Genomic DNA, 22,939 nt, shown 5'->3' with positions numbered 1-22,939 from the left:
GCCTAATGTTTTAGCTAGTTCCAATAACCCTAATTTAGGCTTGATAATTTTTTGATGTAAGTTCATAGTAGTTAAGATTTATATCATCATAATTTAACAATTGTCAGATTAAATCTTGACTACTACACATTAAGCATCAATAAACTTTTGTTCAAATGGATCTAAACGTTTGTACCATTTTTCTGATTGTCTATTGCGATAGGCCTGTTTCTGGTTTTCTGTTAGTGTGAGCCACTTTTTATCTTCTAATGCAAATTTTTTGCCTGCTACCTTGAAGGTAGTCGTAACGTTGTAATGGGTATCATCTAATCCAACATAGTTTTCTGCTATTCTTAATTTGTTATTTATGGCATCTACATTTGCATGTAGAAACTCCTTTTTGTATAAGTATGCTACAACGCCTTGATTGATCTCTTTGATCTTGTTTATCCAAAAAGCTTCTGGTTTTTCTAAATGATCCGAATAATAACACAAAAAGTCATGCGCTTTGACTTCAAATGGGGAAGCATCTTGCCCATATAGTGCACAGATCTTTTTTGCAGCACGATATATATTCAATCCTTGAATGACATAGTCTTCTGCAGCGTATAGGCTATGCTGATCATTCGGTCCATCTTCTACGGTGCGTATCAATCTATCTGCTGACAATTTACAATGGATACTCCTACTTGCATCAGCTTCTTTACGCATTTTTTGGATAGTGTGCTCAAAATCAAGAATTACATTATGCTTCTTAAGATCTGGTACAGATGATGACAGTTGCTTGGGTTTAGGTGTAGCGCTAGCATCCTTATCAGTATTCTTATTAGCATCCTTATCAGAATCATAACCGGAATCGTAGCCGGCATTACTGTCACCATTAGAATCAGTATCTATCTCATTGTAGCCATTGCTATCAACCTCAGGATTAAACGTTTTATGATTATCATTATCATCATCAAAATCAGGATTAAAATCAATAATCTGCTGTTGACTGCCTTCTAGTGCATGATCTGATGACAACGGCTTGTAGCGCAACTTCTTATAAATGGTTGCTGCGGATATGGGTGTTAACGCAGGTCGGAAACGTTTTCTGCTGCAGATAGAAGCTTGTAAAAGTAGCATGAGTGCGCAGAACCAAGCAGCTTGTTGAACATAGGCCATAACATTGCAAAATGTAGATATGAAATCTCTAGCGTAGACTATTATTTTACTGATTTTAAATTAAAAAAACAAATATATATGGGCATAAACGAACAGATATTATATTTTGTATCAATTTGTAGATCTTATTTTTTTTGCTTAGAATGGCCGGATGCATTCTACCTTTTTTATTTTTATGTCGATTTGTAAATTATTATTATGCTAATTTATGTCATTTAAAATTGTCTCATCCTATGAACCCGCTGGCGATCAGCCCAAAGCTATTCTTGAACTTGTAGCCCACATCAAGCGGGGGGTAACGAGCCAAGTATTGATGGGCGTTACGGGATCTGGCAAAACCTTTACGATAGCCAATACCATTCAAGCGTTAAATAGGCCTACCTTAGTGATCAGTCATAACAAAACCTTAGCGGCGCAACTATATGGTGAGTTGCGTTCCTTTTTCCCCAATAATTTGGTTGAATATTTTGTATCCTATTACGATTACTATCAACCAGAAGTCTATTTGCCAGCTAGTGGTATCTATATAGAAAAGGAGTTGGCAATTAATGATGAATTGGAGCGATTGCGTCTTAGTACAGTGGCTGCTTTGTTAAGTGACCGGAGGGATGTCATTGTAGTAGCTTCTGTTTCCTGTATTTATGGGCTTGGTAAGCCAGAATCTTTCAAGCGCAATAGCCATTTATTTCGCGTAGGCGACGCATTATCGCGTAATAATCTTTTAAAGTGTTTTGTGGAGATGCTCTATAGCAGAGATGATAGCGCATGTACACGGGGGCGCTTTCGCGTCATGGGAGATACCATTGACCTATTTGTGGCTTACGGAGATTATGCCTATCGCTTTATCTTTTGGGGAGATGAACTGGAAGCCATCCATATCATAGATCCTGCTTCTGGTAGCAAACGCAAAGAGCTACAAGAAGCCTTTATTTTTCCTGCTAATCTTTTTGTAATGGGTAAAGATATATTGGATAGTGCAGTAGAACATATTCAAGAAGAGTTGCATAGGCAGGTAACCCATTTCAATGAAATCGGCAAGTTGGAAGAGGCCAAGCGGCTACAAGAAAGAACAGCGTTAGATTTGGAAATGCTGCGAGAACTGGGGTATTGTTCGGGGATTGAAAATTATACACGCTATATAGATGGTAGGTCAGTTGGGGAGCGTCCTTTCTGTTTGCTAGACTATTTTCCTAAAGATTACCTAATGGTTATTGACGAAAGCCATGTTACCATTCCCCAGTTCAGGGCTATGGCAGGAGGGGATCGGGCTAGAAAAATAAATTTAGTAACACATGGTTTTAGGTTGCCATCTGCTATGGACAATCGTCCATTAAGGTTTGATGAATTTGAACAACTGATCCATCAGGTTATTTTTGTTAGTGCAACGCCTGCTGATTATGAACTAGAAAGTTCGGGTGGTGTTGTTATAGAGCAGATTATACGCCCTACTGGGTTATTAGATCCTGAAATAGAGGTGCGTCCTACACTGCATCAAATGCATGATATCTTAGAAGAGATTCAACAGGTTGTTAAAAAAGAGGAACGGGTATTAATTACCACCTTAACCAAACGCATGGCAGAAGAACTAACCGATTATTTAGTGTATGCCCAAATCCGTTGTAGATACATCCATTCTGAGATCAAAACGTTAGACCGTGTGGCCATATTGAATGCCCTACGCAATGGTACTTTTGATGTACTTGTGGGTGTCAATTTGTTACGAGAAGGGTTGGATTTGCCCCAGGTTTCTTTGATGATTATTTTAGATGCAGATAAAGAAGGTTTTTTGCGCAATGTGCGTGCACTGATTCAAACCATAGGCCGGGTAGCGCGTCATGCACAAGGGCGCGTGCTCATGTATGCAGATAGGGTGACCGCTTCTATGGAACAGGCCATTAGCGAAACGCAACGTAGGCGTGCTTTACAAATCGCTTATAATACACAACATCATATTATTCCTAGCTCCGTATGTCAACAACAACCTGCCATAGCTTTAGAGGATAATAGGCTCGACGCGTTTGGGCAAGTAGTTTATGAGGATAGCGCCTTTCCGACCGTTGTTTCCGACTGTACGGTGCCTTATGGTAAGCAAGCCACCCTACAAGAACGCATGAAGCTATTGGAAGATCAAATGTACCAAGCGGCAGAAAGACTACAGTTTTTGGAAGCAGACCGATTAAAAGCAGCCATAGAAAACTTGAAAAAACAATCCAACGTCTTCTAGCAATCTTTTGTTTTTTTAATTTTTTTTAGTAACCTTAATTATGTGCTTGTAGCAACAGGTGCTGGAGACATAAGAGGTACTGAGGTAGGTGCTATGCCTTGGTATAAGCTTCATTGTCTGACGCTTTTATCTACAAGCGCTATGGCCTACCAGCGTTTTGCGCGGCGGTTCAGCCATCATCAATAAGGATATAGGGGGTGCTATATCATTAAGCTTAATGGCTTAAGAAAGCCAGCATAGCTTTTTTTGTCAATTTTTAGATGGCATTTTGATTCTATTTTCATTCCTATGCCTTAAGCTGCGGCATGGGAAATCGGTTCAGTATTATGTTCAATGATGCAACTAGGGCCCTATTAAGCGAGCCCTATAGACCTGTTGATACAACACTTCAAAGCAACAACTAAAAAACAAAAAACAATTATGATTCACAAATTTAATAAAATTAAATCTATCACGAAAGGCCTAGTAGGTTCAAATATAATTTTTCCAGCTACTTATATTTTACTGAGTGCGAATATGGATTTTTGTAAAGGTCTTGCTGGTGACGCAACCAAGTTTCCAATAAGCGGTGCACCTTATCGATCATTCGTGCCAAAATCAAATGATTTAGAGGTTAAAAATCAAGATGAAGGGCAAAGTGATGATGTTAAATTTGTATTGGGTAGGGGAATGGTATTAAACCTAGGTGATGGCCTATGTGGCGTTTTTGTAACATCTGATACCAAAGAGGTGTTTATTGTGAAACTTTTTTCGGAAGAAGGATGGATGAGGCTTATTGAACACCATCCGCAAGTTGGGCAAGAAAGCGAGCAAACATCTATCGTACGTATTCGTTATGATCATATTGAAGATCCGCGTATTATAAAAGTGGACCATGCCTTATTGGAACATTTGTTGCAACAATTGGATCAATCCGCTGCGCTTAGTGCCTGTAGTAGTGACAAGGAAGACTTTTGGCATAAAATACAAGACAATCCATCCTGGAGGGAGATAGCATTTTGTTATAAAGTACCTTTTGTAGATCATCCTATTTTTAAAGAAGATGCCATCACCTCCGAGTTTACCACACAGTTATATAAAAAGTATAGCTACACTACAAGCAGTTGCATCAGCAGCAAGTTGTCGATTAGTGGTAACGTGCCATCTGATACACTTAAAGCATTTGAAAAGGTAGGGTTTCTGTTGGTTAAAGCACAGCCTAGTCTTGTGCATTTGGTCAAAGAGATGCTAGCGTGTGATGGGGAATGGGCTACTAAGGCAGCAGTAGCAGTAGATTATATAACCTTTCCGGCTGAATTTGTGGGTGATCTACTACAATTTGATTCAAAGGATGTAGCAAATGATTATTCAAGTTTGCGTTTAGCAGATTATCCATTTGCCTACTGTTACCTTCAGGAGGGGGAATATTATCGTTTGATGACATTAGACCATGTAAGATTTTTGATGCAAACAGATAGAGAACCGGATGCTGTGCATCAATTGCACTTGGAGCAAGTAGCGCTATTGTCTGACCCTATGCCAATAGACGCGCAGGAAACGGAAGTGGGGCAAGCTGATGAGGCATCTGATGGGAAAGCGCTGCCCTTACATCCTGAAAATCAAAATGATCCTAGCAGAAATGAGCAACAGGCGCATACCCATAATCCGGAAGCTGTACCTACGCAGGATGCGCGTCATGGGCGCGTATATACTTCACCTAGGCAGTATACAGGATTTAACGCTACAACCCCTCTTCCACCACCACCTCCACCGCCACCTCCGATGGCAACCAATATTGAGTCTGGTAATCAAAATAATGCTGGTCGTGATGCATTATTCGTTCAGATTAGAGCCGGTGGTATAAAGCTTAAGCCTGTTCAACCATCACAAGAACAACCTATAGCACCGGTGCCAAAAGGTAGACCTGTCGTGAACAGTATACCGCCTCCACCTCCGCCTCCGTCAGCTGGATGCGTTCTACAATTGGTAAGCGCGCCAAATCGAGGTAGTGGGGTTAAAATGGCTCAAACAACTAAAAAAGATCCGCCATTACAAAGTAGTAGTGGTAATGCTATGATCGATGAACTAAACATCAGGTTCAGTAAGAAAGCATCTACTTCGTCATCTACTATACCTGAACCGAAAGGTTCTCCTGCTGGTCAGCTGCTTGCATCTAGTCGATCTCCGGTTCTTTGTACCAATGGATCTATACCGCCTCCGCCTCCGATGCCACCAGGTACTGGGCCTGCCGTGAACGGTATATCGGCTCCGCCACTTTTTCCACCAGCAAGTACTCGGTCTAGCAGTAAACAGACGAAGCAAAGTAGTGATGGTCGTGATGGATTGTTGACTCAGATTAGAGAAGGTATAAAGCTTAAGAAGGTGGAATATGATCCTAGTTCTGCTAAAAAAGGTAAAGGGCTTATCGAATCTACTAATCCCTTGTTTGCGAGCCTACACAAGGCGATGGAAGAAAGGAGGAAGGCAATGAGCCAAAAGAATGAAACAGGTAGAGATATTGATTCCGGTTCCGAGCCAGAGGAAAGTGACAATGAGTGGGGATGATTAGCGATAGATCTATTGCGCTGCAATAGGGTATGAACCTGCTGGATCGCCTAGTGGTAGTTGCGTCAGTATGCTACAATTATATTGCATCTGTTCACGATACTGGTTAATAATGGATTGTATCTCACTTTTTTCTTGATAAAAAAGTGGACAAAAAATAAAGCTCTCGGTAAAAAGTTGCTGAAAGTGCCATCTTACAAATGGAAAAACAGGAAGCGCCCCCTTTGGGGGCTTTAAAGGAAACTGTTTTTCCACATCATCTGTAAAATGCCACTTTCTATAGCGCAACTTTTTACAGGGGCGTTATTGTTTTCACATAAAAACCAGTAACTTGAATAGATATATTTGCTGCTATTTCGTCAAGTTAAGGCGATTATGTCCGCCGATAAAAAACTTGGCGGACATGAGCAGCGGCGTATACACATTACCCATTTCTGTCGCTGTGTTAGATATAGATATTCCTTATTCTTGATAAGAAAGTGGACAAAAAATAAAGCCCTCGGTAAAAAGCCGCTGAAAGTGTCATCCTACAGATGGAAAAACAGGAAGCGCCCCCTTTCGGGGCTTTAGCGGCTCTAAGTCTTTTTGCACCGCTTATAACCTCATATGTTACACCAGCATTTTCAAGAGTAAGAAAAGGGTTTCCTTTAACTTCCGTCTATCTACAATCATATCTAAGAAGCCATGGGCCAATAAAAACTCTGCGGTTTGAAAGCCTTTCGGTAGTTCTTTCCCCACAGTTTCTCGAATCACACGTGGACCTGCAAAACCAATTAGTGCACCTGGTTCAGCCATATTGATGTCCCCTAGCATCGCATAGGAGGCACTTACACCCCCTGTAGTTGGATCGGTTAGTAGCGAAATATAAGGAATTTTAGCTTGTGCCAATTGTAATAACTTGGCAGCTGTTTTGGCCATTTGCATCAATGAAAAACTGCCTTCCATCATGCGGGCACCACCAGACTTAGAGATAATCAGCAGAGGCGTTTGATGCGCCAAACAGTGATTAATCAATTGGGCTATTTTTTCGCCTACTACACTACCCATGGAACCCCCAATAAATGTAAAATCCATGCAGGCAATGGCCAGTGGTAGGTTATGGATCTGCCCATAAGCCGTTCGTATGGCATCTGTTAAATCTGTTTGTGCTTCTGCTTGCTTGAGTCGCTCGGTATAAGGCCTGTTGTCTACAAATTGCAGGGGATCTGCCGATCTAAAGGTTGCATTGAGTTCCGTAAAACGGTTTTCATCAAATAGAATGGCAAAATACTCCTTAGAACCAATCGGTAAATGATGGCCATCATCGGGTACAACGTGTAAGTTTTCTTGCAATACTCTGCTGTGTATAATCTTGCCTTTTGGGGTTTTTACCCAAAGCCCATCAGGCGACTCTTTTTTTGCAGAACTAGGGGTTAGAATACCTTTCTTTTTGCGCCTAAACCAACTCAGGTTGTCGTTTATTAAACTCATAGGGTCATCTATATTTTATGGATGTTCAGGACGCATTTGTGGGAAAAATAGTACATCTTGAATAGAATTTGAGTTGGTCATGATCATTGTTAGGCGATCTATGCCTATGCCAATACCTACTGTTGGCGGCATGCCATACCGTAAGGCCTTTAAAAAATCATGGTCTACTACCATCGCTTCTTCATCGCCCCGTTCGCCTAATGTGCGTTGTTCCTCTAGCCTTTGCTGTTGATCGATGGGGTCGTTTAACTCGGAGAATGCATTGCAGATTTCTTTACCTGCACATATCACCTCAAACCGTTCTGTTAATGCTGGGTTGTCTCGGTGGCGTTTGGCTAAGGGAGACATTTCAACTGGATAGTCGGTTATAATGGTTGGTTGGATCAGATAGGGCTCACACTTTTCTCCAAAGATTTCGTCTATAATTTTACCTTTGGCTAAGTTGTCTGCGATATGGATACCAAATTGATGGGCTACGGTGCGCAATGCGGCCTCATCCATATCGCTTACATCATATCCGGTAAAATGGTGAATCGCTTCAAACATCGTAAAGCGTTTCCATGGCCGTTTAAAGTTAATCAGATGGGAGCCAAATGGTACTTTTGTGGTACCATGTAGGGCAAGTGCAACCTCTTCTACCAATTCTTCTACATAGTCCATCATCCAAAGGTAGTCTTTGTAGGCAACATAAAGCTCTACTTGCGTAAATTCTGGATTGTGAAAACGAGACATTCCTTCGTTTCTGAAATCTTTGGCGAATTCATAGACCCCTTCATAACCGCCAATAATTAACCGTTTTAAATAAAGTTCATTGGAAATACGTAGATATAAGCGTATATCTAGGGCATGGTGGTGGGTAGTAAAAGGGCGTGCAGAGGCGCCTCCGTAAATGGGTTGCAAGATAGGGGTCTCCACTTCTAGATAACCTTGACGATGCAAAGAAGCTTTCATGGTATGAATCAATTTGGCCCGTTGCTCAAATACTTTGCGTACCTCTGGATTTACAATTAAATCAACATATCTTTGACGATACCGTTGTTCTGGATCGGTAAAGGCATCATGCACGGTTGTACCTTCTTGGGTGGTTACTTCTTTTACAACCGGTAGGGGTGTTAAGGTTTTGGTAAGCAACCGAAGATGCGTGACGTGGACAGCTATCGCACCTACTTGAGTGGTAAATACAAAGCCTTGTACTTCAATGATATCACCTATATCTAGTAGTTTTTTAAAAAAAGTATTATAGTGGCTTTTATCCTCCCCAGGGGAAATGGTATCTCGTTGGACATAGAGTTGGATCCGCCCACTTGCATCCTGTAATTCTACAAAAGAGGCTGCACCTATAATTCTGCGACTCATAATGCGGCCTGCTAGTACTACATGGCTATAGTTTGCTTTATCTGCTTCTTTGTAATGGGCAAGAATAGTGGCTGCTTTGGCATTGATGGGATGGACAAAGGCTGGATAGGGATTAATCCCCATGGCTTCTAGTTGGGCTTTTTTCTGCGTCCGAATAATGGCTTGTTCATTCAGCTCGTGCATGATTTATAAAAAATTATAAATTTGATTGTTATTGATAGCAAATAGTAATATTTGGATGTGCCTGTGGCGATTACCCTTAGTTCCTCTAATTTACACTTAATTCTATAATTCTATACTTGGTTGCTGTTGCTTTTATATTACATGGCACGTTGGCTACTAGGTTTGCGCTTTTTGCCTTTGTCTATAGATATGCATGATCTCTTGTTGATATTATATTATAATATATGATATTATTTACTTTATAAGTAATTTTATATTGAATTTCAATATAATTAGGGCTTAAAAGGTCTGTTCCATCGCAGTCTACATAAGTGTTTTAAACAAGTTAATCTATGTATAATTTTACAGTTTTAAGAAAGAAAATATATTTGTCAGTTGTAGTTGGTTTATTTTTGATTTTGAATGGAAAAGTTATGTGCATAGGGAATGAAAATAGTCGTTTAACCGCTGATTCATCTAAGGCCTCAATCCGTTCTTGGGAGGATTCCACTATAGATCTTAAGGAGTTGCTCAAGTATATAAAAAAAATCGGGCATTTTTTTGTCGTATTCCTGCATGGTATGTTTGAGGATAATACACGTTGGAAGGAAGTTTTACCTAAGATTATCAATACAGATCCGCTTAGCAGGGTGAGTCATCGCATTGAAACTATGTTGCTAACTTGCAGGGCAAAAAAATCTAATACAGCGCTCCTTTCTATTTCTAATCAAGCCGATGTTGTTGTGGAAGAGATTAGACAGAATGTACAAAAAAATATTCTTGAAAATATAATAAATGGGCGCTATCCATACTTGAGCGAGGATCAAAAAAGAAAAGGCGCTAAGTTAGCCATTCAAGAGGTTCCTATTGTTTTAGTTGGGTTTAGTCAGGGTGGAATTGTGAATGCCATTATAGCACATAAAAATAGTACCAAATATAGACTTAATATTAAAGGTGTAGTTTTCGTGCAGGCTCCTTTAAGTGGTGTATTGGCATTTGAACCAGGTAGCTCGGATGTATTTGAATTCTTAAGCAGAGGTAGTAAACGATTAAATAAGGTAGGGGGGGATACTCGCTTGGCTGCCTTTAAGATGCTTGCCGCGAAGTTAGGTGTAAACCCTTCTGAATTCTTGAGTTACTGGTTTAAACAAACGGCTATAGAATCTATGCGTATCAGGTCTGAAAGTGTCAATGTTTGCCATGAACTTATTCGTAAAAATGGAGGTGCTAACCGTAAGCAGCATAATATTCAGATGTTATTGATGCCTGGTTGTATAAAGGATCCACTAAGGTATTGGCCTAATTCAAAGGATGAAAAACTGTGCAATCGTTTAAAAATGCATTGGATAAATTTGTAGGTGGTAAATTTAATGATGGTGTAGTCTCTTTGGAAAGTCAGTTGTGCAGAAGTAAAAGTGATGGCGAAGATTTTTTTTACTAAGTGTTCAGAGCATATGGCTATCAAAAATTGGAATTATATTATGCCTAATAAACCTGATCATGTAGATATATTTATATCTGAAAAAGATGTGTGGCATGGCCGGTTTGGCTGCAAGCCTATATTTACTAGGTTTAAAAATTTTGAGGTAGTGGAAGGAAGTAAAGAGATGTTTGATTATCAGGAAGCTAGATATAGATTATCGGAATTTTTGGGTCAACAAATCGATCGGTGGATGGAAGAGGCGTAATGTTAGTTTCTAATCTTGCTTTTTATTAATTTTGAGTAGATGGTAGTTTTTGGTTGGAACGATAAAAAAATGTCTAAAAAGCCCATTTATTTTCTGGTGTATCTATTGGCTTGGCCCTTTGCTGCTTTGGCTGATGCAGTAACCTATAGGGCAGATCGGTTGGAGGGGGCTATGGTCAACAATAAGCCCTGTAAGCAATTGGAAGGCAACGTGGCTTTTACTTTTCATGCCCATGGTATGGTGTTAACAGCTGATAAGGCGTATAAATATGATGACGAGGAGCGGATCGAAGCCCAAGGCAATGTTAAAATTGTAGACAAAGAGGGTAGTGTGATCAAGAGTCCGCTGCTTATTTATGATTTGGCGCAAAAGCAGGCCATTTTTGAAAATGGTGTAAGCTGTTCATCTAAAAAAGGTACTTTTCATACCGCTAAGCTTATTTATGATGTAGCAAAGAAGCAAGGTCAGTTTTTACAAGGGGGGAAATTGGTAGAGCATCAAATGGTGTTAACCAGTAAGAGGGGCCTTTATGATGGTGCCAGCCATGAAGTTACTTTTTTAGACCAGGTGGTATTGGTGGATTCCAACTATACGCTTCATTGCGACCAATTGGAGTACCATACTGAATCAGAAACCGCTTATTTTCAAGGAGCTACTAAAATTATCCATCAGGATGGAGTACTTACCACTCCCAAGGGAGGGCACTATCTCTTGCCTAAAAAACAGCTTGCCTTTGATCAAGGAACGCTGACTACCCAAGATATCATCCTTACTGCCGACCGTTTAACCATTTTAGATGGGCAAGATTGTGCAGCTACCGGTCATGTCTTACTACGTGCGCAAAAGCATGATGCAGTAATAGTAGGTGAAAAGGCGCGTTATGTTGCAAAAGAGAAAAAAGGGGAAATAACTGGCCATCCATTATTAACGAAGGTGGTTAATGATCAAATCATCTATTTACGTGCCGATACGTTTATTGTTTTAGAAAAAACCATACCCGATCAGCCACCAGAGCAAGAAATTCATGCCTTACATCATGTAAGGCTCTACCAAGAAGAGCTGCAAGGTGTGGCAGATGGCGCTGTTTATAACAGTGGTAAAAATACCATTCATTTACATAATAAGCCGATTATTTGGTGCAGCAGTTATCAAATCACAGGAGAGGAAGTTTATTTGGCTATAGAGGAAGGCGAAGAGGTGAAGCTCTTTGTCGATAAAAATTTATTTATGGTATCCGAAGATTCCATGGGCCATTACAATCAAGTCAAAGGGCATAAGATGGTGGCCTCTTTTAAAGAGGGCGCTATTGAGAAGATGTCAATAATCGGTAATAGTGAGAGCCTCTATTTTGCATTGGGGGATAAAAATGAGTTGATAGGTATGAACCATATCAAGTGTGATCATATGGAGATGACTATGTCAGCTAATACATTGGTGCAAATGATATGCAAACCCAAGCCTAGTGGCCTCTTTTATCCAGCAGAAAAACTTGAAGATACACAAATGAAGCTGGATGGTTTTGTGTGGCATGGTGAAAAATGGCCTACCAAAGAGAATATTTTAGAAGAGGTGTCTAAAGAAGCAATAACTAAAAGTGGGTAGTAAACCGCCCCCGTTGGCTCAACCCATAGGATTTTTTTACTATAAGGTAATCGCTATCTAGTTATAGTTTAGTAGATTTGTATAGCTACACAGTAGCTTTGTTGCTGAACAATAATAACGCTGTATGTTACGTTATCTCTATGGTGTAGCACCAGCTGTTGTTTTATTCCATTGCCCATGAAAGATTATATCATCAATCTGTCCGTTATATATAGGTTTAGATGGCTATTTCTATTGCCTTGCACTTTAGTAGGCCCTATCTTTTGTGTGCTAGCCGCTCCCCCGGCTCCTATACAGCCAGATTTGCTTGTACAGCAAAAGGAAAAAATTATTCGGCTCTATGAGCGCAAACGTTATGCCAAAGCCAATGCGCAAATAGAGCTCCTTTTGCCTTTGTTAAAGCATAGGCTAGATCGTGCAAAATTTGAATGCTACCAGGCGTATTGTAATTTTTATGAAAAAAAATATTTGATTAGTGCCCATCAATTTCATTGGCTTGTAAAGCAATATCCTACTTTCCCCCAGGTAGAAGAAGCGCTTTTTATGTATGGATATAGTTTAGCCTGTGAAGAGGTACCTATAGTGTTAGATCAAACCTTTACTTATAAAGCGATCGATGCCTTGGAACGCTATTTAGCGGTTTATCCAGCGGGTGCTTATTGCCATAAGGCTGCCGAGGCTTTACAAAGTTTGCGAGACCGTCTTATGCACAAACATTTTCAGGCTGCTGCACTATATGTTCGTTTGGGCTACTATCATGCAGCCATTGTAGCGCTTAAAAATTTTGACGAAGCCTATCCGGAGACTACTTTAAAAGAAAAAGTGCTCCGGCTTTTGATAAAGTGTTATGAAAAGTTGGTTATTCAAGCCGCTAATGAAGACAAAAAGAAAGAACTCCTATCCTGTAAGTCTTTCTTTCTGCAACAATTGACGGAGCATTTGAGTGATCCATCATCTCATGCAGCAGCTGGAAATACAACATTTTAACTTGATACAAGCTTGTTTTGATTATATATATACGACAATTATGATTCTGAATAAAAAAGTATATTTGGTGCCTAGAAATATACATGAATTGATTGCACCTACTGGCAATATTTATGAAAGTACGGTTATCATTACGAAACGTGCCAAGCAAATTGCTATGCATATGAAAGATGAGCTGGATCGTAAGCTGGAGGAATTTATGTCTATTACGGAAGAAAAGGATAGCATAGATGTTCAGCGGCAATATGAGATTACCCAGCATTATGAAAAGCTTCCTAAACCTGTACTAGAAGCTACTACAGAGTTTTTAGAAGGTGCTATTGCCTTTCGCTATATTCATGAAGCAACCTAAAAAAGGCCCTTTTAGGCTCACTTTTTAAGCAAAAAAAATGCAACACAAATACCTGTAGGTGTTCATTCAATGGCCTCAACTTAAGAGACATCCATTCTAACACAGAGCCAGAAATGGCTAATACGTATACGCCGCTGCTCATGTCCGCCAAGTTTTTTTATCGGCTGGACATATGCACCTTAACTTGACGAAATAGCAGTAAATATATCTATTCAATTTACTGGTTTTTATGTAAAAAGAACAACGCCCCTGTAAAAAGTCGCGGTTTAGAAAGTGGCATTATTAACCAATGACGAGAATGTATGTTTTTATTTGAAAATCAATGAAAAAATAATTAAGTTGACGCCATTGTGTGAACAGATACCAATACCTTACTTAGGCGTAATGGCCTGAATCGGATAGATATTGAGGTTATGCGCCTATTATATACCATAAAGCGTTTAGCGGTTGTGCAGTTCTTTGTGGCGGTGTGCTATTGGTTCCCTGGGTGTGGTATACAACAGCCTAGTAACCAATTTTTTGATGTGGCCGGTCTGCTCACTACTTTTCCTGCATGTTTTTCTATGCAGGCTTCGGTCCATTGCATGGGTTTTGGTCCTACCTTTCGTTGTCGTGTGGTCTGTTGTGTAAGCTATAATCAGCGCATTGATTTTATTGTAAAGGGTCCTTTGGGTATAGAGATCATACATGGCTGCATCGATAAAAAGGGGGTAACGATAGTAGATCGGTTGCGTCGTATTGTGCACCAATGGGATTATCAGCGCATAACGCAACACTATCATTTTGTTTGTAATTATCCATTGATTCAATCACTGCTGTTAGGCACAGGCCCTATTGGGCAGGGTGCCTTGCCTGCCGATTTGGCTTACACCTATGATGATCTGACGCGTAACGTGATAGCTGTGCAATTACGTGATACAAAACAGTTCAACATCTTTACGTTTTTATACCGATACAAGATGGTAGTAGATCGTGCTTGTTTATCTGGAATTAAACTACGTTTCTTACTCAAAGGTCAGGTACAGTGCTATCAAGGTAGGATAACCCTATATAAATTATATTTTAAAAAGTTAAAAAAGCCAAACATTAGGCTAGCTATACCTACCTATTATCGTATAACACACCCACACCTATAGTGTCTATTCACGTCGTTGGTTAATAATGCATTTTATTCCACTTTTTTCTTGATAAAAAAAGTAAGCAAAAAATCAAGCCCTCGGCAAAAAGTCGCTGCAAATGGCATCTTACAGATGGAAAAACAGCAAGCGCCCGCTTCGCGGGCTTCAAAGGAAACTGTTTTCCCTAATCATCTGTATGATCACACTTTCTACACCGAGACTTTCTACAGGAGCGTTTTTCTTTTAACGTAAAAAACCAGTGATTGGAACAGATATATTCAGCTTGTTACTTCTTTTTTTGTTCTAATTGCTTTGCAATGAGCTCTAATTCTTTTAATATTTGTTGGGCAGCGCTTACAACATCCGTAATGACTTCTTTACCTGTAGTTTTTGCTTCATTTGTAAGCGCATGTTTATTCCCCATGAGCTTTAGCATAAAAGCTTGTAACTTTTTTTTACATGATTTTAAATTGTAAAGCATTCCATCCCTAGCTATTGACCCTTTGGTAGGTGCAGCAAGGATTGACCCTTTGGTAGGTGCAGCAAGGATGCCCACAAAGGCACCTAAACAGAACCCTAAGCAAAGGATCAATATATTTTCAGTTCTTTTTATCATTATTGGATCAGTTAAATAGTTAGATTATTGTTATCTGTTCACATTACTGGTTAATGATGAACTTTATCCCACTTTTTTCTTGATAAAAGAGTGGACAAAAAATCAATCCCTCGGTAAAAATCCGCTGAAAGTGTCATCTTACAGCTGGAAAAAACAGCAAGCGCCCCTTTTGGGGCTTCAAAGGAAACTGTTTTTCCTAATCATCTGTAAAATGCCACTTTCTACACCGTGACTTTTTACAGGGGCGGTTTTTTGACGCAAAAAACCACTGCGCTGAATACATACGGTTATTGATTGTTCAACTATAGGTATTCCTTCAGTCATATGGTTACACTACCCCAAAACAAGACAAAATGCACCTTGTAAAAAATTACGATCAGCAGTTATGCCCTTTATTATTGATTCTCTACCCCTTTTAGGATGCCTTCTAGTACACCATTTATAAAGCAACCACTTTTAGTAGTGCCATACCATTTCGCTATTTCAATGTACTCATTTATAGATACTTTAAATGGTATATCTTTACATTCAAGCAATTCTGCCAAGGCCAATTTGAGTATCAACTTATCGGTTAAAAGAATACGGTCGTTATCCCATTTTTTAGTTGCTTCACTAATCATTGCTTCATAGCGCGTACTGTTTTGCATCACCATGGTCAGCAAGCGGTTATAAAATGCGGCTTCTAGTGCCCATTTTGGGTGATGCCAAAAGCGGGTAAATGCAGTAAAATCTTTTGTAGCGTGCATGATCACAACATGGATGAGCATTTTTTTTACTATGCGTTTGTGCTCGTCCCAATAGAGATCTGCCATAGCTAAACAATCATTCATGGGCCCCTCTTGAAATATAATAGCTTGTAGGATGTATTCCAAAAGCTTTACACTATTATATGGCGTTGATCTATAAGCTTTAGGGATTGCTGCAGGTTGGATAAATTGTCTATACCAATTTTCTATTTGGTAGGGATCTTTGGTCCAGTTGACACTATTTTTAGTAATAGCATCGATCCAGTTGCTGTTGTTACATAACGCTTCTAATAAAGGATCTTGTGCCAGCTGATGGGTAAGCAGATGTGTGGCTGGTTCTGATTGGTCTTGTGCCCCTTTTATCTCCTTTGCCCATTTGTACCATGCTACCAGTAACTGCAAAGTATATAAAAGACTTCTGTAGAGCGTTTCCTTGGACTGGTTAAAGCCATTCTGTATCCGTGTTTGGTCTTTGCTTAAAGCTGCTACATAGTGGACAAGCTGCCTGTGTACAGATTGTTCAATTTGCTTATCCGCTGCATAAGCAAAGTCTTGAATCGGTAGCGCTGTGGCCACTGCTTCTGAGAAAATCGCAACGGCTATGCTTTGTGCGTTGACTCGTTTGTCCTTTTGGTCAGGTGCATCTAAAAAGCTATCAAATGTAAAATCTTTTTTTATTTGTTCTATCGCCTCTTGTTGATGTACTTTTTGTGCAATGGTGTATCCATAAAGATTTTGTAGCGCCTTTATGCGAACAAAACGCCTAGGAATAAGGAAATTTTCCATTGTCGTGCAGCTATTTTATCGGCCAACTTGCGCATTTTTTATGCTTTGAATGCGTGCTATAGCCATTTCTTGCGCTATTTCCTGTGCCGGGCGAGGGCTGTTTACAACTTTCGCTAATACATCAAGGCAGATGGTATAGAGCTGCTCTATACGTTGTTTGACCGAATGATGTGCACTAGGCTCTAATTCAGTAACGGCGTTAATTAATCCACCTGCATTGGCTAAAAAATCGGGGACATATACAATACCCCTTTGTAGCAATAGTTTGCCATCTCGGTCTTGGTCTGCTAGTTGATTATTAGCTGAACCGACTACAGCGGCACAACTCAGGGTGGGAATAGTGGTATTATTTAAGGTAGCACCTAAAGCACATGGTGCATATATATCTAACGGCCAGCTGTGCAAATGTTCAGCTGCTACCACTTCTACCTTACAGCTATCCGTTACGGCTTTTAGCCGCTTGGCGCAAATGTCAGCTACGTAAACAATGGCTTGCTCTTGGCAAAGCAATTGTGCCAAGCTATACCCTACTTTACCTATACCAGCTATACCAATTTTTTTACCTGTTAAGTTATCTGTGCCGAATACTTGCTTTGCACTCGCTTTCATAGCAATATAGACCCCATAAGCGGTATGCTCTGACGGATCACCACTACCTCCTAAGGCTACAGGCAGCCCTATGACATGGCGGGTTGATTTGGCAATGTCTACCATATGTTCCATAGTGGTATTATAGTCTGGTGCAGTAATGTAATAGCCACCTAACCGCTCTATAAAAGCTCCATATTTGCGGAGTAGGGCTTCCGTAAGCGTGGTCCCTTTTTTCTTCATAATCACAGCCTTTCCGCCTCCAAAGTCTAACCCAGCTATAGCGGCTTTGTAGGTCATGCCACGGGAAAGACGTAGTACGTCTTTCAGTGCCTCGCGCTCATCTTGGTATTCAAAAAAACGCAATCCACCAACAGCAGGTCCTAATGTTGTATCATAGATGCCCACAATTGCTTGCAAACCCGTTGTTTCATCTTGAAAATAAACCACTTGCTCATGCCCTTTTTGGGAAAAATGGGTGGTGTCATTTGGGTAGTTGCTAAAAATATAACTAGAAAAGGTTTGCTCTGTTATTTTCATAAAGCTTAGTAAAGGTTATGTAGGTTACCATTAAGGATGATGCTCCTAATAGGGCTAACCATATATGAAGATGGTACTCAAACAATTAGCTAGAAATGTAGATTGACAGTGGAGTAGGGGGGATTCGAACCCCCGGTACCCTTTTAGGGGTACACCCACTTTCCAGGCGGGCACCTTAAGCCACTCGGCCACCACTCCAACTAGCTTGTTGAATTTACAACTTTTTTTCTAATTCGGAAAAATTACAACAATGGCATATAATTGTTTGATGGCTGCCCCTTATAGTAAAAGGGCTCATGCATAGTCTCATTTTTAGCATGGGCTAACAGTGTTGCATAAAACATTATATAGATTATATGTTTTTTCCATTAAAATCATAGTATTATAGTATAATTCTATTAATTATTTCCATAATGAACAAGGCTAGTTTTTTCATTTAAATAATAAAAAGTGATATTGCTCATTGCATTATTTGTATCTTGTACGTTTTCATGCAATCGGTTGACCAGATATGATCTACATCCCGCCAAGCAAGCCCTACAAAAAACCATAAAAGATCTTGCGCGATTAGTGAGTAAACTACCTATACAGCCTAATCCATTATATGCGCTAGATTACGATGGTCGTAGCATAGTGCACCATTGTACTTTGAGTAATCAACCCGATCGGGTTCAGTTAATGTCGTCAACTTAAGGTATATCTATTCTAACACAGAGATAGAAATGGCTAATGCGTATACGTCGTTGCCCCTGTCCGCCAATAAAAAGTTGGAACGCAGTAAAAGTAATGAAACGAATGGTTATGCAACGGGCAAAACAGAAACCGTCAACTGCGTGGGCTTTTAATGAACTGTTTTTCTAATCCGCTCCACAACCATTCGTCTAAAGATTACAAGTTTACTGAAGCGCCAAGTTTTTTATCGGCGGACATGAATGCTTTAAATGGACGCAATGGACGCAAACCCTCATTAAAACGATAGGTATCTGTCGTTCAAGTCGCTGGTTTTTTGCGTTAAAAGAAAAACGCCCCTGTAAGATGCCATTTTTAGCGCCTTTTTGCCGAGGGCTTTATTTTTTGCTTACTTTTTTATCAAGAAAAAAGTCGAATAAAATGCATTATTAACCAGTAACGTAAACAGATAGCTATGTTTTATGCTTGTCTTGATACAAAAATATAACATACATACTCTTGAACCATCTAATCTAATCTAATGGGTCAGGTAGTCTACCAGTAGCATCAGTGCTTTATAGCGGTGTGAAATCTTATTTTTTTGCGCTTCTTCCATCATCGCATAGCTTATGTCGTACCCTTCTGGTTGAAAAATAGACTGCCAATTGGTTTGGTTCGGTATAGAACTGCTGGGAGGCATAATTTTTCCATGCATGGTACCCGTAAATAGCTTTACAGGTTGATTGGGACCTTCTGTATAGGCAAAAGTAGAAATAGCTATTGCAGTTTTATCCTCAAAATCTGATAAAATTCGTATTAGGCCATTGAGTCCTATTTGATGTATAAAGGTTTTAATGTAAGGGCCAGGGAGGCCATTTAAACTATTAAAGCTGAATGCAGTGTCTTCTACTAATACGTTATCTCCTATAATGGCAGCGGCAGTTATGCATTTGTTAATGGCAATCTCATCCAAAGAGGCTTGTAGCTCCGGTAACTCTAAGGCATGATGCACCAACTTAAAAGGGGCAGTATTGCCTAAAATGGCATGAACTTGTTGTAGTTTTAATAGATTGCTGGTGACAAAGTTAATGGTTTGCATAGGCGATCGCGAAATAATAATGCAGTATTTTATAATTTTTTACACATAAAAGCAACCATTGCATCCGCTCAAGTGGTTTATTTTAGAGTATTTTATCTATATCTAATTCTATAGCAATTTGTTTTTTGTTTGCTGCATCTGTTGACGTATGGTTAGTAGTATGCGTAGATGGTGGCTTGTTTTGAATAATATTTTTTACCTTTTCAGATAAGATGTTGTTGGTGGTTAAAGGACCTTTTTTATACACTAGTTGGGGATCATTGTACAACCTGGTAATGAATTTTTCCCATATAGGACGCGCAGTCACACTGCCCGCTCCTAGGTGAAAATCTCTAAAATGAATGCAACGATCTTCTCCGCCTACCCAAACACCAGTACAGAGGTTTTGGGTTAGCCCGATAAACCAACCATCTGAATGATTGGAAGTAGTACCTGATTTGCCCGCTATCTCGTTCTGTTCTCTTAGTGCTATAGATACGCCATTTAGTGCGCCTTCATCTAATGAACCTTTTAACATATAGGTCATCAGATCAGCTGTATCTTCGTGAATGGCTTCGTGGTGTTGTGGTGTAAAGGTTTGTAATACATTGCCCTGTTTGTCTTCAATATGAGTAATAAAAAAAGGTTCTGTCCAAACGCCTTTATTCAAAAAAGTACTGTATGCCCCTACCATTTCGTAAATCGAAGCATCACTACAACCTAGGCAAATGGCAGGAACTGGATCTAAAGGACCTTTTAGCCCCATACGCTTGGCATACTCTACAACCAATTGAGGGGTCAGCTGTTTAATCAGATAAGAGGTGATCGAGTTATAGGATTTGGCCATAGCATAACGCAAAGTATATTTTTTCCCAGAGTAGGTTTTCCAGGCATTTTGTGGCGTCCAAGTGGTTCCGTTGGGTTGTACAAAAGTAACAGGCTCGTCTGTGACCAAATCTGTGGGTAGGTAATCATTGTCTAAGGCTACGGTATAGACGATAGGCTTAAAAGTTGAACCTGTTTGGCGTTTGCTCTGCTTGACATGATCATATTGAAAGTATTTATAATCAATGCCACCTACCCAGGCTTTAATATGACCTGTATAGGGATCCATAGCCATGCACCCAGCTTGCAATATCCTGCGATGATGTTTAAAGGCTTCTAAAGGGGTTATCGTTTTTTGAATAGGACCTTCCCAAGAAAATAATGTGGTGGGTATAGGTGTATTTAATACTTTATAAATGGATTCAGTGTCTGTTCCATATTCTTTGCGTAATTTTTGGTAGAGTGGTGTTTTTTTTATCTCTTTTTCAATATAATCTACTATTTCTTTCCCATTTTCATGAATCCATGGATTTTGATCTTTCCAGTGGGCATCAAATTGATTTTGCAGCAGTGCCATTTGTTCTTTTAAAGCAGCTTCTGCGTGTATTTGCACCCGACTATCAATGGTAGTATAGATGCGTAGTCCATCTGAAAAAAGATCATACCCATTTTCTTGCGTCCACTTTAAGAGAAAGTCACGCACTACGGCTCTAAAGTAAGGCGCTATACCTTTTTCATAATTTTCTTCTTGATACTGTAATTCAGTAGGTATCTCACAAATCAGGTCATATTCAGATTTTTTGAGAAAACCATACTTAACCATTTGGGCTAAGACTACATTTCTAATATGGTTGGCTCTTTCAGGGTTTTTTATGGGGCTATAGCGGGTAGGTGCACGTAGTAGACCGACTAATAGCGCAGCTTCTTCTATACGTAATTCGGCTGGTGTTTTGTTAAAAAAGGTACGTGCGGCTACTTTAATACCATATGTATTGCTCCCAAAGGCAACGGTATTCAAATACATGGCTATAATTTCTTGCTTTGTATATGCACGCTCTAATTGAACAGCTAAAATCCACTCTTTCGTTTTGAGGATCAGTTTATTAAGCAATGGAATATCTGTACATTTACCTTTATAGTTTACCTCTTTTCTAATGTTAAAAAGGTTTTTAGCCAACTGTTGGGTCAGGGTACTGCCTCCTCCTTTATTTTGTTGTAATAAAATAGAAAGAAAAAAAGCACGTGATAAACCGCGTAAATCTATACCCGCATGTTGCTCAAAACGGTAATCTTCCGAAGCGATCAGTGCATGAATCATATTGGAGGAAATCTCTTCATAGGTTGCCGGGCTGCGGTTGTTTCTAAAGTACTTGCCTAGTAAGCTGCCATCAGCTGCGTAGAGCTCAGAAGCTAATTCGCTTTGTGGGTTTTCTAACAAGTCTGTAGACGGCATGCTGCCATATAAATTGTAAAAGTTGACTTGAACAGAAAAAAGATAGATAGGAATGGCTATGGTTATGGCTGCAAAAAATTTCCAAAGTATACGTATTATTTTTTCCATATGTTGTCCGTGTGGTTCTGCTATAGGAAGCAGTAAAAATATCTATAAATTTAAGCTTTTTAAGGCTAAAAAATATAAAATAACTGATTCGATGCATGTGCGATCTATGGTCATCCAATGGCGTCAACTTAAGGAATGTATTTGATTGACTATCCGATAAAAGTGTCTCTTCACGCCATGGATTAGTAAGGCAATTTTATTTTTACTTTTTTTATAAAAAAGTGGACAAAAAATCAAGCCCTGGGTAAAAAGTGGCTGAAAGTGTCATCTTACAGATGGAAAAACAGATCGTTTTATTATTTTTACTGCGTGTCAACTTTTTATCGGCGGACATGAGGTAGCATGAGCGGTGGCGTATACGAACAATCCATTTCCATCTCTGTGCTAGAATAGATTTTCCTATTACCTAAGCAGAGAGAGTCACCCCTCCCCACTCGGCTTCAAAACCGTACGTAACAGTTTCCCGTTATACGGCTCCTCTATAAGTTGGGGTTTGTCATACATACTTCTCCATCTAAAACATCTTGAAGCTTACTAAATATACTTTCATAGCTTATGATGTTGATTATATCCATGTATACCTAACATTTTTTTGGTCCATAACATATAACCACTACTCATAACTTTACTTTCCAAATTATAGTGTTTACGTCTGTATATCCTGAGTATTAACTCAGGATATGGCTTTTTAAACAACCCTTCCATATATCAGCATACGGCTGGCTACCTGATTATTATCTTAATGATAAGATAGTAAGTGTAGTAGTTAGGATTTAATCTGACAATTATTAACTTTGTACGGATATAAATTACAACTATTATGAACTTACATCAAAAAATCATTAAACCGAAATTAGGGCTATTGGAACTAGCCAAAACGTTAG

General features: G+C 39.5%; 18 protein-coding genes and 1 tRNA gene. 9 read left to right on the top strand and 10 right to left on the bottom strand.

Annotation, left to right across the window (positions count from 1 at the left end):
* Positions 1 to 129: 129 nt before the first annotated feature.
* Entirely contained in the window at positions 130 to 1,143 is a 1,014-nt protein-coding gene (locus tag NLX65_RS02735) for an MSCRAMM family adhesin SdrC (protein ID WP_260536946.1), read from the bottom strand.
* 208 nt (positions 1,144 to 1,351) lie between these two features.
* On the opposite strand from NLX65_RS02735, the gene uvrB reads away from it, so the two are divergent.
* The 3 genes from uvrB to NLX65_RS02720 all read left to right on the top strand — a co-directional run bounded on the left by uvrB (position 1,352) and on the right by NLX65_RS02720 (position 5,911).
* Positions 1,352 to 3,367, top strand: coding sequence for an excinuclease ABC subunit UvrB (gene uvrB, locus NLX65_RS02730; protein ID WP_260536944.1), 2,016 nt, complete (start codon positions 1,352 to 1,354; stop codon positions 3,365 to 3,367).
* 42 nt (positions 3,368 to 3,409) lie between these two features.
* Complete coding sequence (locus NLX65_RS02725) at positions 3,410 to 3,553, top strand: hypothetical protein (protein ID WP_260536942.1); 144 nt, start codon at positions 3,410 to 3,412, stop codon at positions 3,551 to 3,553.
* A gap of 234 nt (positions 3,554 to 3,787) precedes the next feature.
* Positions 3,788 to 5,911, top strand: a complete 2,124-nt coding sequence (locus NLX65_RS02720) for a WH2 domain-containing protein (protein ID WP_260536940.1) — start codon at positions 3,788 to 3,790, stop codon at positions 5,909 to 5,911.
* A 12-nt stretch (positions 5,912 to 5,923) separates the two neighbouring features.
* Here NLX65_RS02720 and NLX65_RS02715 read toward each other — a convergent pair whose 3' ends face one another.
* The 3 genes from NLX65_RS02715 to lysS form a co-directional block, all read right to left on the bottom strand.
* Entirely contained in the window at positions 5,924 to 6,199 is a 276-nt protein-coding gene (locus tag NLX65_RS02715; RefSeq protein ID WP_260536938.1) for a hypothetical protein, read from the bottom strand.
* 321 nt (positions 6,200 to 6,520) lie between these two features.
* Positions 6,521 to 7,360, bottom strand: a complete 840-nt coding sequence (accD, locus tag NLX65_RS02710) for an acetyl-CoA carboxylase, carboxyltransferase subunit beta (protein ID WP_260536948.1) — start codon at positions 7,358 to 7,360, stop codon at positions 6,521 to 6,523.
* Between the two features lie 36 nt (positions 7,361 to 7,396).
* The gene (lysS, locus tag NLX65_RS02705) at positions 7,397 to 8,920 is read right to left on the bottom strand and encodes a lysine--tRNA ligase (protein ID WP_260536936.1); all 1,524 of its coding nucleotides are present in this window, start codon (positions 8,918 to 8,920) and stop codon (positions 7,397 to 7,399) included.
* A gap of 413 nt (positions 8,921 to 9,333) precedes the next feature.
* Here lysS and NLX65_RS02700 point away from each other — a divergent pair, with 413 nt between their 5' ends.
* The 6 genes from NLX65_RS02700 (at position 9,334) to NLX65_RS02675 (ending at position 14,664) form a co-directional block, all read left to right on the top strand.
* Positions 9,334 to 10,257 (top strand): hypothetical protein, encoded by a 924-nt coding sequence (locus NLX65_RS02700; protein ID WP_260536934.1) that lies wholly within the window; start codon positions 9,334 to 9,336, stop codon positions 10,255 to 10,257.
* A 96-nt stretch (positions 10,258 to 10,353) separates the two neighbouring features.
* Entirely contained in the window at positions 10,354 to 10,587 is a 234-nt protein-coding gene (locus NLX65_RS02695) for a hypothetical protein (protein ID WP_260536932.1), read from the top strand.
* Positions 10,588 to 10,626: 39 nt separating this feature from the next.
* Positions 10,627 to 12,189 (top strand): OstA-like protein, encoded by a 1,563-nt coding sequence (locus NLX65_RS02690; RefSeq protein ID WP_260536930.1) that lies wholly within the window; start codon positions 10,627 to 10,629, stop codon positions 12,187 to 12,189.
* A 177-nt stretch (positions 12,190 to 12,366) separates the two neighbouring features.
* Entirely contained in the window at positions 12,367 to 13,176 is an 810-nt protein-coding gene (locus NLX65_RS02685) for an outer membrane protein assembly factor BamD (RefSeq protein ID WP_260536929.1), read from the top strand.
* Positions 13,177 to 13,216: 40 nt separating this feature from the next.
* Complete coding sequence (locus NLX65_RS02680; RefSeq protein WP_260536927.1) at positions 13,217 to 13,528, top strand: DNA-directed RNA polymerase subunit omega; 312 nt, start codon at positions 13,217 to 13,219, stop codon at positions 13,526 to 13,528.
* A gap of 413 nt (positions 13,529 to 13,941) precedes the next feature.
* On the top strand, positions 13,942 to 14,664 hold the full coding sequence (locus NLX65_RS02675; protein WP_260536925.1) for a DUF4292 domain-containing protein: 723 nt from the start codon (positions 13,942 to 13,944) through the stop codon (positions 14,662 to 14,664).
* A 268-nt stretch (positions 14,665 to 14,932) separates the two neighbouring features.
* On the opposite strand, the gene NLX65_RS02670 is transcribed toward NLX65_RS02675, so the two are convergent.
* The 6 genes from NLX65_RS02670 to NLX65_RS02645 all read right to left on the bottom strand — a co-directional run bounded on the left by NLX65_RS02670 (position 14,933) and on the right by NLX65_RS02645 (position 22,055).
* On the bottom strand, positions 14,933 to 15,262 hold the full coding sequence (locus tag NLX65_RS02670; protein ID WP_260536923.1) for a hypothetical protein: 330 nt from the start codon (positions 15,260 to 15,262) through the stop codon (positions 14,933 to 14,935).
* Between the two features lie 395 nt (positions 15,263 to 15,657).
* Positions 15,658 to 16,794 (bottom strand): transcription antitermination factor NusB, encoded by a 1,137-nt coding sequence (gene nusB / locus NLX65_RS02665; RefSeq protein WP_260536921.1) that lies wholly within the window; start codon positions 16,792 to 16,794, stop codon positions 15,658 to 15,660.
* Positions 16,795 to 16,809: 15 nt separating this feature from the next.
* Entirely contained in the window at positions 16,810 to 17,922 is a 1,113-nt protein-coding gene (locus NLX65_RS02660) for a Glu/Leu/Phe/Val family dehydrogenase (protein ID WP_260536919.1), read from the bottom strand.
* Between the two features lie 109 nt (positions 17,923 to 18,031).
* Positions 18,032 to 18,120 (bottom strand) — tRNA-Ser (locus NLX65_RS02655).
* Between the two features lie 1,009 nt (positions 18,121 to 19,129).
* On the bottom strand, positions 19,130 to 19,690 hold the full coding sequence (locus NLX65_RS02650) for a non-canonical purine NTP pyrophosphatase (protein WP_260536917.1): 561 nt from the start codon (positions 19,688 to 19,690) through the stop codon (positions 19,130 to 19,132).
* Between the two features lie 82 nt (positions 19,691 to 19,772).
* On the bottom strand, positions 19,773 to 22,055 hold the full coding sequence (locus NLX65_RS02645; RefSeq protein ID WP_260536915.1) for a transglycosylase domain-containing protein: 2,283 nt from the start codon (positions 22,053 to 22,055) through the stop codon (positions 19,773 to 19,775).
* Between the last annotated feature and the right edge of the window lie 884 nt (positions 22,056 to 22,939).

The organism is Candidatus Cardinium sp. TP (assembly GCF_025215055.1).
GTDB lineage: Bacteria > Bacteroidota > Bacteroidia > Cytophagales > Amoebophilaceae > Cardinium.
This window is presented reverse-complemented; position numbering and strand designations above follow the sequence as displayed.